Annotated in this window: 15 protein-coding genes; 10 read left to right on the top strand and 5 right to left on the bottom strand. The window is 68.3% G+C overall.

Annotation, left to right across the window (positions count from 1 at the left end; translation table 11 throughout):
- Positions 1-130: 130 nt before the first annotated feature.
- The 3 genes from cobT to cobS are packed head-to-tail and all read left to right on the top strand — an operon-like array spanning position 131 to position 2519.
- Positions 131-1201: a nicotinate-nucleotide--dimethylbenzimidazole phosphoribosyltransferase gene (gene cobT, locus ABTV91_RS05150; RefSeq protein ID WP_433853533.1), complete on the top strand. Its 1071-nt coding sequence runs from the start codon at positions 131-133 to the stop codon at positions 1199-1201.
- Complete coding sequence (locus tag ABTV91_RS05155; protein ID WP_433853534.1) at positions 1198-1794, top strand: histidine phosphatase family protein; 597 nt, start codon at positions 1198-1200, stop codon at positions 1792-1794. Before cobT ends, ABTV91_RS05155 begins: the two co-directional genes overlap by 4 nt.
- On the top strand, positions 1791-2519 hold the full coding sequence (gene cobS / locus ABTV91_RS05160; protein ID WP_433853535.1) for an adenosylcobinamide-GDP ribazoletransferase: 729 nt from the start codon (positions 1791-1793) through the stop codon (positions 2517-2519). Before ABTV91_RS05155 ends, cobS begins: the two co-directional genes overlap by 4 nt.
- Positions 2520-2628: 109 nt before the next feature.
- Here cobS and ABTV91_RS05165 read toward each other — a convergent pair whose 3' ends face one another.
- The 4 genes from ABTV91_RS05165 to queD all read right to left on the bottom strand — a co-directional run bounded on the left by ABTV91_RS05165 (position 2629) and on the right by queD (position 4563).
- The gene (locus ABTV91_RS05165) at positions 2629-3003 is read right to left on the bottom strand and encodes a TfoX/Sxy family protein (RefSeq protein ID WP_433853536.1); all 375 of its coding nucleotides are present in this window, start codon (positions 3001-3003) and stop codon (positions 2629-2631) included.
- Positions 3000-3482, bottom strand: a complete 483-nt coding sequence (locus tag ABTV91_RS05170) for a GAF domain-containing protein (RefSeq protein WP_433853537.1) — start codon at positions 3480-3482, stop codon at positions 3000-3002. Before ABTV91_RS05170 ends, ABTV91_RS05165 begins: the two co-directional genes overlap by 4 nt.
- 266 nt (positions 3483-3748) lie before the next feature.
- Positions 3749-4114 (bottom strand): phasin family protein, encoded by a 366-nt coding sequence (locus tag ABTV91_RS05175; RefSeq protein WP_433853538.1) that lies wholly within the window; start codon positions 4112-4114, stop codon positions 3749-3751.
- Positions 4115-4206: 92 nt separating this feature from the next.
- Complete coding sequence (gene queD, locus ABTV91_RS05180; RefSeq protein WP_433853539.1) at positions 4207-4563, bottom strand: 6-carboxytetrahydropterin synthase QueD; 357 nt, start codon at positions 4561-4563, stop codon at positions 4207-4209.
- A gap of 112 nt (positions 4564-4675) precedes the next feature.
- Here queD and ABTV91_RS05185 point away from each other — a divergent pair, with 112 nt between their 5' ends.
- The 5 genes from ABTV91_RS05185 (at position 4676) to ABTV91_RS05205 (ending at position 9681) form a co-directional block, all read left to right on the top strand.
- Positions 4676-4873, top strand: coding sequence for a hypothetical protein (locus tag ABTV91_RS05185; RefSeq protein WP_433853540.1), 198 nt, complete (start codon positions 4676-4678; stop codon positions 4871-4873).
- A 55-nt stretch (positions 4874-4928) separates the two neighbouring features.
- Positions 4929-5363 (top strand): hypothetical protein, encoded by a 435-nt coding sequence (locus ABTV91_RS05190; RefSeq protein ID WP_433853541.1) that lies wholly within the window; start codon positions 4929-4931, stop codon positions 5361-5363.
- A complete protein-coding gene (locus ABTV91_RS05195) occupies positions 5341-6270 on the top strand; it encodes a sigma-70 family RNA polymerase sigma factor (RefSeq protein ID WP_433853542.1) in 930 nt (309 codons plus the stop codon). The genes ABTV91_RS05190 and ABTV91_RS05195 overlap by 23 nt, the downstream gene beginning before the upstream one ends.
- Before the next feature lie 153 nt (positions 6271-6423).
- Entirely contained in the window at positions 6424-6873 is a 450-nt protein-coding gene (locus tag ABTV91_RS05200) for a carboxymuconolactone decarboxylase family protein (RefSeq protein ID WP_279820084.1), read from the top strand.
- Positions 6874-7170: 297 nt separating this feature from the next.
- Complete coding sequence (locus tag ABTV91_RS05205) at positions 7171-9681, top strand: TonB-dependent receptor (RefSeq protein ID WP_433853543.1); 2511 nt, start codon at positions 7171-7173, stop codon at positions 9679-9681.
- Between the two features lie 75 nt (positions 9682-9756).
- Here the strand turns inward: ABTV91_RS05205 and ABTV91_RS05210 are convergent, their stop codons facing one another.
- Positions 9757-11166: a DEAD/DEAH box helicase gene (locus tag ABTV91_RS05210; RefSeq protein ID WP_433853544.1), complete on the bottom strand. Its 1410-nt coding sequence runs from the start codon at positions 11164-11166 to the stop codon at positions 9757-9759.
- A gap of 496 nt (positions 11167-11662) precedes the next feature.
- On the opposite strand from ABTV91_RS05210, the gene ABTV91_RS05215 reads away from it, so the two are divergent.
- Positions 11663-12652, top strand: a complete 990-nt coding sequence (locus ABTV91_RS05215; protein WP_433853545.1) for a fumarylacetoacetate hydrolase family protein — start codon at positions 11663-11665, stop codon at positions 12650-12652.
- A gap of 145 nt (positions 12653-12797) precedes the next feature.
- Positions 12798-13454 carry a maleylacetoacetate isomerase gene (maiA, locus tag ABTV91_RS05220; RefSeq protein ID WP_433853546.1) on the top strand — a complete coding sequence of 219 codons (657 nt, stop codon included), beginning with the start codon at positions 12798-12800 and terminating at the stop codon, positions 13452-13454.
- Positions 13455-13593 lie beyond the last annotated feature (139 nt).

The raw sequence follows: 13593 nt of genomic DNA on the forward strand, positions 1-13593 counted from the left end.
CCATCGCCCGCTTCGCCGCCCGGCATGCCCGCTGGCGGGCCGGCAGGGTCCGCTTGGCGCCCGGCGCGGCACATCGTGGAAGCGGCCCGCGCCCTACAATGCGCGATTGCAACGCGGTATCGGAACACACGTGACAGACGCATGGTTCACCCGGCCCTGCCCGGCGCCTTCGCAGGCGCACCGGCAGCACGCCATCGCCCGCCAGCGGCAGCTGACCAAACCCGAGGGCGCGCTGGGCCGCCTGGAAACCCTGGCCATCCAGCTGGCCGCGCTGCAGGGGCGCGAGCAGCCGCAGGCCGCGCGGGTGCCCGTGCTGGTGTTCGCCGGCGACCACGGCATCGCCGCGCAGGGCGTATCGGCCTATCCGGCGGAAGTGACGGTGCAGATGCTGCGCAATTTCGCCGCCGGCGGCGCCGCCATCGCCGTGCTGTCGCGCGAACTGGGGTTGCCGCTGCATGTCTGGGACGTGGGCAGTCTGGCCGACGCGCCGGTTGCCGGCGTGACCTGCGACAAGCCACGCCGCGGCACCGACGATTTCAGCGCCGGTCCGGCAATGACCGCGGCCGATCTCGAAGCGGCCTTCGGCGCAGGCCGGCGCGCGGTGGACACCGCCTGCGCCGAAGGCGCCGACCTGCTGCTGCTCGGCGAAATGGGCATCGGCAACACCACCGCGGCCAGCGCGCTGGCCGCGGTACTCGGCCCATTGCCGCTGGCAGAACTGGTCGGCGCCGGCACCGGCCTGGATGCGGCGCGCATCGCCCACAAGCAGGTCGTGACGGCGCGCGCGCTTGCCCTGCATGGCGAGGCGATCGCCGCCGCTGCCGATCCCGGCCGCGAGGCCCTGCGCCGCGTCGGCGGGCTGGAGATCGCCGCGCTGGCCGCGGGCATGATCGCCGCGGCCCAGCGCGGCGTGCCGGTGCTGGTGGACGGCTTCATCGTCTCGGCCGCGGCGCTGGCCGCGCTGCGCATCAACCCGTCGCTGCGGCCGTGGCTGCTGTTCTCGCACCGCTCCGCCGAGCGCGGCCATGCGCTCGTGCTCGCCAGCCTGCAGGCCGAACCGCTGCTGCAGTTGGACCTGCGCCTGGGCGAAGGCTCCGGTGCCGCGCTGGCGCTGCCGCTGCTGCGCCTGGCCTGCGCGCTGCACAACGGCATGGCGACCTTCGCCGAAGCCGCCGTCGCCGACCGGAGCGCCGCGCCGTGATCCTGGACCTGATGCGCCATGCCTCCACCGGCCGCCAGGGTCACCTGGACGGCCGCACCGATCCGCCGCTGCTCGACGGCGCCACGGACGCGCTGCTGCGCCGCCATGGCGGCGGCCAGTGGAGCCGGGTGATCGCCTCGCCGCGGCGCCGCGCGCTGGATACGGCCACCGCGCTGCTGGCCGGCCGCGAGCTGTTCTGCGAAATCCACCCGGACTGGGCCGAACTGGATTTCGGCGACTGGGACGGCCGCCATTACGACGAAATTCCCGCCGAGCTGCTGGCCGGGCTCTACGACGCGCCGCACGCGGTGGTGCCGCCCAACGGCGAAAGCTGGCAGCAGTTCCAGGCGCGCATCGACGCGCAGCTGCAGCGGCTGCTCGACGAGAGCGAAGACGAGGAGGACGGCGCCGGGCCGGTGCTGGTGGTCAGCCATGCCGGCGTGTTGCGACTGGCGGTGTCACGCGTGTGCGGCATGCCGCTGGCCGCGCTGTGGGCCATGCGCATCGATTACGGCACCCGCGTGCGCCTGCGCGTGGAGCGTGGCGACGATGGCCAGCCGTGGGGCGAGCTGCTGGAGCTGTGCCAGCCATGAGCCTGCGCCGGCTGATCCTGGCCATCCAGTTCCTGACCCGGCTGCCGACGCCGCAGGTCAGGGATTTCCGCGACGACGACCTCAGCCGCGCGGCGGTCTACAACCCGCTGGTCGGCGCGATCATCGGCGCGCTGCTGGCCATGCCGCTGTTCCTGGTCGCCGACCGGCCGTGGCTGGCCGGCGTGCTCACCCTGCTGCTGTGGGTGTGGGTGACCGGCGCGCTGCACCTGGACGGGCTGGGCGACGTGGCCGACGCCTTCGGCGCCGCGCACCGCGACCCGCAGCGTTTCCTGGAGGTGCTCAAGGACCCGCGCATGGGCGTGTTCGGCGTGGTCACCCTGGTGATGCAGCTGCTGCTCAAGTTCGTGCTGTTGACCGAGCTGGCCGCCAGCCCGTTGTGGTCGGGCATCGTGCTGGTGCCGGCCTGGGCACGCTGGGGCACGCTGTGGTGGAGCCAGAGGCTGCCGCCGCTGCATGGGGCGGGCATGGCCGAGCGCTTCTCCTGGCAACTCAGCCCGCGTGCGATGTGGCTGTGGGCGCTGCTGCTGGCGGCGGTCAGCGCCTTCGTCGCCTGGCCGCTGCTGCTCGCGCTGCTGCTGGTGCCGCTGGTCGCGGCCTGGTGGCGGAAAAAGCTGGGCGGCATCTCCGGCGATTGCCTGGGTGCCAGCATCGAAGCCACCGAAAGCCTGCTGCTGCTGTCGCTGGTGCTGCTGGGCAATCTGTAGGAGCACACTGTAGGAGCGCACTTCAGTGCGCGATGAGGCTTTCCCGGTAGAGCGCCATCGCGCACTGAAGTGCGCTCCTACAACGCGCTCCTGCGGGCAGAAGATGGCTTCAACTCTCGCCGAAGCGGAGTTCGGCGACATCTCCGGCGCCGTCGTCATCGGCGCCCTCGGGCTGCATGCGGGTTTCCAGGACCGGCCCGGCCTGCTGCCCCGCGCGGGTGGTGACCAGCCCACCGGCGGCGGCTTCGTACTCGGCGACCAGCTGCTGGCGGCGCGCCTCGGGCACGTCCTGCCAGTGGCAGCCGACCAGCGCGCCTTCCAGCGAATAGAGCAGGTTGAGGCTGGGCTTGAAGCCGGCGCGGCGTACCTTGACGAAGGCGCCGACCGCACCGGCCGCGGCCAGGTCCTCGGCGCTGCGCAGCCCGACCTGGCGCAGCCACGCCGCGCTCTTGGGGCCGATGTTGCGCAGCTTCAGCGCGCTCATGCCAGTGCCTCGACGAACACCCGGGCGATGGCCTCCAGGCCCGCCTGGTCGTCGGCGTCGAAGCGCGAGGTGACCGGGCTGTCCAGGTCGAACACGCCGACCAGCGCGCCGTCGTGGACCAGCGGCACCACCAGTTCCGAACGCGAGGCCGAGTCGCAGGCGATGTGGCCCGGGAAGGCGTCCACGTCCTCCACGCGCTGGGTCTGGCGGGTGCTGGCCGCCGCACCGCACACGCCCTTGTGCAACGGGATGCGCACGCAGGCCGGCAGGCCCTGGAACGGGCCGACCACCAGCTCGGTGCCGTCGAAGAAATAGAAACCCACCCAGTTGAGCTGCGGCAGCGCGTGATACACCAGCGCCGACAGGTTGGCGGCATTGGCGATGCGGTCGTTTTCGCCATGGACCAGGGCGCGGGCCTGGGCCAGCAACTGGGCGTACTGTTCCGGCTTGCTGCCGGTGAGCGTGGTGGCACTGAACATGCCCAGAGTCTAACCGCTGCCCGCCCGCGGTTGTCCGCGTGGCGCCCGCATCCGCGGCGGGAACGGTGCCTGGCGCTCACCTTTCGCGGGCCGGAAGAGGCGCGGCAGCGACGGCGGCGACAGCGACAGGGGTATCGCCGGGAGCTGTTTCCGACATTGCCAAGGACGGTGACGACAAAAAGAAAGACCCGGCAACGGGAGAGATCGTTGCCGGGTCCGGACAGGGCGCGGGGGAGGGGGATCCGCGCGCTGTTGAGAGGGTCGGGTCAGCTGGCCTTGGCGCGTGGACGCCTGCCGCTGCCGTCGAACGGTTGCCGTGCCAGTTCGGCCAGCGCCTGCCCGGTCTTCAGGCCCAGGCCGGCGATTTCCTGCCCGGCCGAGGCCAGCCGCTGCAGGTTTTCCTGCGCCACCTGCAGGCCCTTGGGCAGCAGCGATGGCAGGTCGGCCTGCGGGCCTGGCTGTGCCAGTTCGCCGAGGAAGCCGGCGGTGGCGTTGGCATTGCGCTCGAACGTGCGCAGCTGCACGCCGAACGCGCTTTCAGCCGTCTCCAGTGCCAGCCGGTTGGCGCGATTGGCCAGTGCCGCGAACTGCCGGGTGTAGTCGCTGAAACCGTCGTCGAACCGGGCGGGCATGGCCGTGCTCCGTCATTTGTTGCGACGCAGCATAACGTCCGGTGTAGTGGTGCGGAAGCCCGGTGCCGGTGGCGGCCCGGGATTCGTTCAGGTCAGTCGCCGCGATAGCGGCAGCCGGAGGTACAGGTCTCGTGCACGGTCACCGCGCTCAGCTGCGGCAGCGCCGGCTTGAGCCGGTCCCAGATCCACGTCGCCAGGCGTTCGCTGGTCGGGTTTTCCAAGCCGGGAATGTCGTTGAGGTAGTGGTGGTCCAGCTGCTCGTAGAGCGGCCGGAAAGCGGCCTTGATGTCGCCGAAGTCCATGACCCAGCCGGACTCGGCGCCGGGTTCGCCGCTCACTTCCAGGCGCACGCGGAACGAGTGCCCGTGCAGGCGCGCGCACTTGTGGCCGGCGGGAACGTTGGGCAGCCGGTGGGCGGCCTCGAGGGTGAAATCTTTGAAGATGTCCATGCCGCGATTGTAGCGGGCGGGGCCAGTGTTCCTCTTGCGGGGAAGGCCGCCGCTCTTCCGCCTGGAGGCATGCTGCATTCGTTTTTCGTTATATCCGCATGAAGAGATGTAATTGGCCCTGGTCGTGCCGGACTGGCTGAATGCGGTTTGTTTCCTCCCCCTCTGGCTTTCCGTCCTACCGATGTCCAAGTTCTCCCCGCTCGTGGTGGCCGTGGCTACCGCACTGGCCGCGCCTTTGTCCTTCGCCGCCGAATCCGCCGACGTCCCCGTCGGTACCACCCTCTCCGCCAAAACGGAAAAAGCCTTGTAAGTCAACGACTGACAAGGATTCTTGCTTTGAGGGTGGTAGCAAAACTGGTAGCAACATGCTCGGTTTGCCCATCTATCTCATTGGCTCCACGTACTACCTGCACACCCGCATCGAAGGCCGGCAGGTCAAACGCTCCCTGCGCACCAGCTATCAGCGCGTGGCTATCATCAGAGCAATAAATCTGATGGATAGCTTGATGCGCAAAGACCTCCCCCCAAAGTACGAGATTGACGTCTCGCGCGGCATCTTCAAAGCCGATGGCGCTGAGGACCATGCCCGGCTCATACAAGCCGTGGAGGCCATGAAGGCATTGAACGCCATCCAGCCCGCTCCGGTTGCCGCAGCACCCGTAGCAGCGACTGCCACACCAGCGGACGATCCCACGGCCTTGAAATTGGGCGAACTGCTGGAAAGGTTCCTCTTGCTCAAATCCGTCAGGCAGGCAACAGCCGACTCGTATCTTAGAGGTGACCTTGTCTCCATCGTCTGAACAAGCCTTTTCGCGTTCGCGCCTCAAGCTGATGGCCCTCGGCTATCGAATGCTTGGTTCCGTCGAAGAGGCTGAAGACTTGGTGCAGGATGTATGGCTGCGTTGGCATGATGAAGCCGAGAATCAGCGTGAAGTGGTGCTCGTTCCAGAGGCTTGGCTTGTCACGGTTACCACACGCATGGCAATTGACCGCTTGCGTGCTGCCAAGCTTCGACGAGAAGCCTATCCTGGCCTCTGGCTTCCCGAGCCACTGATCAGCGACGGTCCAGCCTCCCCGGAGCAAATCCACGAAGTTGCCGATGACGTTTCCATCGCCTTCCTGGTGCTGCTCGATTGCCTGACGCCAGAGGCACGCGCGGCATTCTTGCTTCGGGAGGTCTTCGACGTCGACTACGAGCATATTGCCGCAGCCATAGACAAGAGTGAGGCGGCATCCCGTCAAATCGTGCACCGTGCAAAGCAACGGCTGACGGCAGCGCGCGGCTCAGAGCGACAGCGGTCGCGAACCCCGCCGAAGGAGCAGTACGCGCTTTTGCATCGTCTGATACAGGCCATCATGGACGGTGATTTCAGCGGGATTCGCGCATTGCTGGCCGAAGAGGCAGCTCTGGTAGGCGACTTTGGCAATAAGGGGCCAAGCTTGCGCCACCCCTTGAGCGGCGCCCAGCGTATTGCCCAACTGTATTACGCGCACTACCTGCGGCATGGCAGAAACATGCGACTGGAACTGGCCTTCTTGAACGGTGAATGGGCCCTCTTGCGCTATCTGCAAGACGAACTAGAGTCCGTCCAGGCCTTTGAGTTCGAAGGTGGTCGCATCGCGCATGTGCGGATACAGCGCAATCCAGAGAAGTTGGCCGGCCTCAAACGCTATAGCGACTTGCTGACAGCGACAAATCCTCACTGATCTAACCCGTCCGGGGCGCAAAACAACGCTCGCAGCGCGGTTATTCGCCGCATTTTTCTTCACGGGTGTCACAGAGCCCTCATGTCAAACGTCTTGTGAGCAGGAGGTCGCGGTCGGCCTCCACCCATCAATGACATTGAAGGAATCTGATCTATGAATCGCGCTGTATGGTTTCAAGCCTCCCCTGAAGGTGCCAAGGCTGTTGGAACGCTGCACCACTTCGTCACCAAGAGCACTGGCCTACCGAGCTTGCTGACTCACCTGGTCTTCCTGCGTGTGTCGCAGATCAATGGTTGCGCGCACTGCATCGACATTCATACGCGTGACCTACTTGCTGAAGGCATGTCGGTTGAAAAGCTGGTACTCATCCCTGTCTGGCACGAGGCCCAATATCTTTTCTCAGAACAGGAGCGCGCTGCGTTGGCGTGGTGCGAGGAAGTAACGCTGGTGAACGAGACTCACGCCTCAGATGAGGCCTATTCGGCCGCATTGGCCGTGTTCGGGGAGAAGGATCTGGTGGACCTGACTCTCACGATTGCAGCCATGAATGCTATCAATCGCATGGGTATAAGCTTCCGCATGAAGCCGCGTGCCAAGTCTTAAGGCGGAGGACAGGCCGCGATTACGAGGCTGAACGGCTCGCCCCAGGCGCGCATTTTGGGTGCCAGCGAGCGACCGCTCCTGGCCCCATCGTAGCCGTCGGACGCCGGCCCGAGAAGCGCCCAGAGTGCCACTTACGGCGCTCCACTTGCCTCGCTACCTACGTGGCTCATGGTGTAACATGGCTTCGAACGCCGCTGGTAGCACTACTGGTAGCAAGATTTTGAACCTCGCCACCACCCAAGTGGTTGATTCATAAGACTTTTCGGGCTGAGGCAAGTTTGTCCCACCCTCTCCGCCGTGCAGGTCACCGGCTCCAACATCAAGCGCAGCGACACCGCCGGCGCCAATCCGGTGCAGGTCGTCAGCCGCGAACAGATCGAACAGACCGGCAAATCCACCGTCACCGACGTGCTGCGCGCGCTGTCGGCCAATGCCGGCAACAGCTTCGACGAGCAGTACACCGGCAGTTTCGCCGCCGGCTCGGCATCGATCGGCCTGCGCGGGCTGAGCCCGAAGAACACGCTGGTGCTGGTCAATGGCTACCGCGTGGCCAACTTCGGCTTCGCCCTCAACACCCAGGACACCTTCGTCGACCTCAACACGCTGCCGATCAGCGCGGTCGAACGCATCGAAGTGCTCAAGGACGGCGCCTCGGCTGTCTACGGTTCCGACGCCATCGCCGGCGTGGTCAACATCATCCTGCGCCGCGATTTCCAGGGCGTGGAGATCGGCGGCGGCTACGGCGCGCCCACCCAGGGCGGCTACGACGAGAAGAAGGCGCATCTGCTGGCCGGCTTCGGCGACCTCGAAAGCCAGGGCTGGAACGTGCTGTTCGGCCTGGACGTGCTGCGCCGCGGCCGGCTCGATGCCGACGAGCGCCGCTTCACCCGCAGCGGCGATTTCCGCGACCGCGCGGGCGGCCGCCTCGCCGGCTGGAACACCGCCGGCGGCAACTGGCTGCTGGACCCGAAGAACCCGCAGCCGTTCGCGCCGTGCCCGCAGGGCAGCGTGCTGCGCCCGTACAGCGATTTCGGCAGCAGCCTGCGGGGCGAGGCCTGCGCGTTCAATGCGCAGCCGTACAAGACGCTGCAGCCGGGCGCCGAACGCTACCAGGCGTCGTTGAACGCGACCCTGCGCCTGGGCGGGCGCGCCGAACTGTTCGGCGACCTGCTCTACAGCCACAACCAGGCCGACCAGATCTTCAGCGCGCCGCTGGTGGTGGGCCCGGGCCTGCGCGCCTACGACCCGGTCACCGGCACCCTGGTCACCATCCCGGTGGCGCTGCCGGTCGGCCACCCCAACAACCCGTACGACGTGCCGTTGCCGTTCGAATACAGCTTCGCCGACCTCGGGCCGCGCCTGAAGGACAACACTCAGGTGTTCTATCGCGCGCTGGCCGGCGTGCGTGGGCAGGGCGAACGCTGGGACTGGGAGGCGGCGCTGCTCACCTCGCAGAGCCTGCAGCGCGAATACGTGGACAACTTCGTCAACCGTTACGCGTTCGAGCGCATCCTCGCCGACGGCAGCTACGACTTCCTCGATCCGGCGCGCACGCCGCAGGCGCTGGACGAACTGCGCTTGAAGACCAGGCGCCCGGGCTGGTCGCGGCTGGACGTGGCCAGCTTCAAGGCGTCTACGCATTTCGGCGAGCTGCCGGCCGGGTCGGTGGGCTTTGCCTGGGGCGCCGAGTTCCGCAGGGAAAAACTCGATGCGCGCACCAGCACGCAGGTGCTGTCCGGCACCGAGCTGCGCCCGGCGATCAACGTGGTCGATGGGCAGCGCAAGGTCGGCGCCGACTACGCCGAACTGAGCGTGCCGCTGCACAGTACGCTGGAACTGCAACTCGCCGGCCGCGGTGACCGCTACGACGACTTCGGCAGCGCGTTCTCGCCCAAGGCCGCGCTGCGCTGGCAGCCGCTGGCATCGCTGCTGGTACGCGGCTCGTTCTCGCGTGGTTTCCGCGCGCCGTCGCTGCCGGAGATCGCGCCGGGCCAGACCATCAGCTACGGCAGCGTCACCGATCCGTACGACCCCATCGCGCCGGGCGGAAGCCGCGGCGTCACCAACCTGCGCACCGGCAACCCGGACCTGGACCCGGAGCGTTCGAAGAACCTCAACTTCGGCGTGATCTGGTCGCCGGACCGCGACACCAGCATCGGCCTGGACTACTACCGCATCGCGCAGAGCAACCTGGTCCAGCCCGACAGCGCGCAGTTCATCGTCGACAACCCGCAGCTGTTCCCCGGCCGCGTGCAGCGCGACGCGCAGGGGCGTATCCAGATCATCACCAACCAGTACGCCCACCAGGGCGAATTGACCACGTCCGGCCTCGATCTGGAGTTCAGTCGCACGTTGCGCACCGACGGTGCTGGCAGTTTCACCGTCGCCGGCAGCTGGAGCCATCTGCTGGAATTCAGGCAGCCGCTGGTGGCCGGACAGAAACCCTATGATGGCGCCGGTAACAACCGCCTCGGCGCGCTGCCGCGTACGCGTGGCACCACCTCGCTGAACTGGTCGACCGGCGACTGGGACAGCACCCTGAGCGTGCAGCACGTGGCCGGCTACGCGCAGCGCGTGGCCACGGCGACCAGCAACCCGGGGCTGCGCGGCAGCGTCAAGCCGTACCAGCAGCTGGACCTGTACGTGGCCTACAAGGGCATCGCCAACACCACGCTGTCCCTCTCTGTGCAGAACCTGGCCGACCGCAACCCGCCGTTCGACCCGGCCGGCGGCGCCTACGGTTTCGACATCAGCCAGTACAACCTGCGCGGGCGCTTCATCAGCCTGGGGGCGAAGTACCGCTTCTGAGGGCCGCCTGCCCTTGGCGCGGAAAAGGAAACGGCCGCAATGCGGCCGTTTCCCTTATCCGGTTGCAGGCGTCGGTCAGACCGCGCTGTTCGGCCGCGATGCGTTGCCGCGGCCACGGCCGCCACGACGGCGACGGGCCGCGCCGGCCGGCTGGCCTTCGCGGCGCTGGCCGTTGCCTTCGCCGCGGGGCGCACCGGATGGCGCGCCTGCGCCGCCACGGCGCTGGCCCGGAGCGTTGTCGCGGTGGCCACCCGGACGGCCGCCATTGCCACGGCGTGGCGGGCGCTCGCCGCCCGGCTGTTCGGCCTTGCCCGGGGCGCTGTTGCCCCAGCGGATCGGCGTCTGCGGCTCGAAGCCGGCCACGTCGCGGATGTCCATGTCGCGATCGAGCAGGCGCACGATCTGGCGCAGGTACTTGGCGTCTTCCTGCGCCACCAGCGAGACCGCCTGGCCGCTGGCGCCGTTGCGCCCGGTGCGGCCGATGCGGTGCACGTAGTCCTCGGCCACCATCGGCAGGTCGTAATTGATGACCTTGGGCAGCTCGTTGATGTCGATGCCGCGCGCGGCGATGTCGGTGGCCACCAGCACGGTGACGCGGCCGGCCTTGAAGTCGCCCAGCGCGCGCAGGCGCTGGCTCTGGCTCTTGTTGCCGTGGATCGCCGCGGTCTTGATGCCGGACTTGTCCAGGAAGCTGGCCAGCTTGTCGCTGCCGTGCTTGGTCTTGGCGAACACCAGGGTCTGCTCGCGCGAATCCTGTGCCAGCAGGTGCAGCAGCAGTTCGCGCTTGCGCCCGGCATCGACCGGGTGCACGCGGTGGGCGATGGTCTCGGCCACGGTGTTGCGCGGGGTCACCATCACCTCGCGCGGGTTGCGCATGAACTCCAGCGCCAGCTGCTTGATGGGGTCGGCGAAGGTGGCCGAGAACAGCAGGGTCTGGCGGTTCTGCTTCGGCAGCTTGGCCAGGATGCGCTTGATCGAGGGCAGGAAGCCCATGTCGAGCATGCGGTCGGCCTCGTCCAGGATCAGCACCTCGATGCCGGACAGGTCGACGCTGCGGCGCTCCAGGTGGTCGATCAGGCGGCCCGGGCAGGCCACCAGCAGGTCCACGCCGCGGCGCAGGATGTCCAGCTGGTTGCCCATGCCGACGCCGCCGTAGATGCAGGTGCTCGGGATGCGCAGGTACTTGCTGTAGCCGCGCAGGCTGTCATGCACCTGGGTAGCCAGCTCGCGGGTGGGAGTGAGGATCAGCGCGCGCGGCCGGCGCGGGCCGCTGCGCACTTCCTGCGCCGAGGTGGCCAGGTGCTGCAGCAGCGGCAGGCCGAACGCGGCGGTCTTGCCGGTACCGGTCTGCGCGCCGGCCAGCAGGTCGTGGCCCTGCAGCACCAGCGGGATGGCCTGCTGCTGGATCGGGGTGGGGTTTTCGTAGCCCTGCTCGGCGAGCGCGCGCAGCAGGAAGGGCGCAAGGCCCAGATCTTCGAACGACATGGAAACTCCAGGATGGGGACGCGCCGGCCCGGATGGGCCTGCGCTGCCGGTCGTGGCGACCGGTCGGCTCGGAGCGTTCCCGTAAAACCGCGCTGCGAGATCGTGGGTGCGACCAGCGCAAGGCGCGCTGGCCGGAATGCGTGACGAAAGGCGTCGGAATGGGTGCGGGCGGGCGGAACGGGCCACGAGGCCGGCGATCCTGCGCCGCCGGCGGTCCCGGAAGGGAAACGGACGGCCGCTGGCAGACCGCGCTAGTCTAAGGGATGTTCGGGAACGGTACAAAAATCCCTGTTCAGGTATGGTCGGGGCGCTCGGGCTCCCGCCCTTGGGGAGGGGGCCGTGACCCGGCCGCCGTTTGCGACGCGCGGGGCGGGGCCGGCGCCTGCCGCCATTGCGTGCATGCCTGCCGGCCCGGCGTTCCTTCCGCGGCGCTGGTCGCGGCGGGACTATTCGTTACAATCGAAACTTGTTTACCGACCCTGAACTGGACGCTCCGATGAAGCTTGGTTCCCTGAAGGAAGGTGGCCGCGACGGCACCCTGATCGTGGTCTCGCGCGACCTGACCCGCGCCGTGCGTGCCACCGGCATCGCCGCCACCCTGCAGCAGGCGCTGGAGGACTGGTCCAACGTCGCGCCGCGGCTGAACGCGCTGTCCGAGTCGCTCAACCACGGCGACGCCGACGGCGTGTTCGACCTGGACATGCAGGCGCTGGCCGCGCCGCTGCCGCGCGCCTACGAATTCGTCGACGGCAGCGCCTACCTGCCGCACGTGGCGCGCGTGCGCAAGGCGCGCGGCGCCGAGGTGCCGGAAACCTTCTACACCGACCCGCTGATGTACCAGGCCACCAGCGCCGGCTTCTACGGCCCGCGCGACGCGGTCAAGGTGGTCAGCGAGGATTACGGCATCGACCTGGAAGCGGAGATCGTGGTGATCACCGACGACGTGCCGATGGCGGTGACGCCGGAACAGGCCGCCGGCCACATCCAGCTGGTGGGCCTGGTCAACGACGTCAGCCTGCGCAACCTGATCCCGGCCGAGCTGGCCAAGGGTTTCGGCTTCCTGCAGTCCAAGCCGCGCTCGGCGCTGAGCCCGGTGTTCGTCACCCCGGACGAACTGGGCGAGGCCTGGCAGGGCAGCAAGGTGCACCTGCCGCTGGTGACCCACATCAACGGCGAGTGGTTCGGCGCGCCGGAAGCCGGCGTGGACATGCAGTTCGACTTCGGCCAGCTGGTGGCGCACGCGGCCAAGACCCGCCCGTTGTCGGCCGGTGCCATCGTCGGCTCGGGCACCATCGCCAACGAGGACACCGCGCTGGGCGCGTCGTGCTTCGCCGAGCGCCGCACCGTGGAAACGCTGCGCGACGGCAAGCCGTCCACGCCGTTCATGAGCTTCGGCGACGTGGTGCGGATCGAGATGTTCGACCGCGCCGGCAACAGCATCTTCGGCGCCATCGAACAGCGCATCGAGCAGGCCGCGCGGCCCTGAGCGCGACGCGCGCATCGGTCCCGCGGGCCTGTGCCTGCGGACCGGTGCGGTGATGTTCCCGGCCGGCGGCGCGATGGACCGACCGGCGGTGCGGTCGGCCCTGCCGCCCGCGGGTATGGTGGCCTGCAGGCAACAGGAAACGGACATGCAACAGGCATTGACGCTCTACAGCTACTGGCGTTCCAGCGCCGCCTACCGCGTACGCATCGGCCTGAACCTGAAAGGGCTGGACTACGCCATCGTGCCGGTACACCTGGTGCGCGACGGCGGCCAGCAGCACGCGCCGGCCTATGCCGCGCTCAACCCGCAGGAACTGGTGCCGACGCTGCGCGACGGCGAGCGGGTGCTGACCCAGTCGCTGGCGATCCTCGAGTATCTGGAAGACACCCACCCGCAGCCGGCCCTGCTGCCGACCGACGCCGCCGGACGGGCGCGGGTGCGCGCGCTGGCGCAGCTGGTGGCCTGCGACATCCACCCGCTCAACAACCTGCGCGTGCTGCAGTTCTTCGACCAGGAATGGAACGTGCCGCAGGCCGAGCGCGACGAATGGATCCTGCACTGGATGCGCACCGGCTTTGCCGCGATGGAGACGGCGCTGGCCGGCTCGGCGCAGACCGGCCGCTTCTGCCATGGCGATGCGCCGGGGCTGGCCGACTGCTGCCTGGTGCCGCAGCTGTACAACGCGCGCCGCTTCCACCTGGATCTGGACGCCTTCCCGACCCTGCAGCGGATCGAGGCCGCCTGCCTGGCGCTGCCGGCGTTCGACGCCGCGCGGCCGGAAAACCAGCCGGATGCGGCTTGAGGGCGGGGAGCAGGGAGGCGGGAAAAGGGAGTGACGCTTTATCGGTGCGTGGACTTTCCCAGGGGCGATGGATTCTCCGGGTGACGCGCAACAAGGCGGGAATCGGCGCCGCTGGCAGCAGCCAGCGGCAAACCTCCAT

Origin of the sequence: Stenotrophomonas nitritireducens (assembly GCF_050984405.1) — a bacterium.
Taxonomy (GTDB): Bacteria; Pseudomonadota; Gammaproteobacteria; order Xanthomonadales; family Xanthomonadaceae; genus Stenotrophomonas; species Stenotrophomonas nitritireducens_B.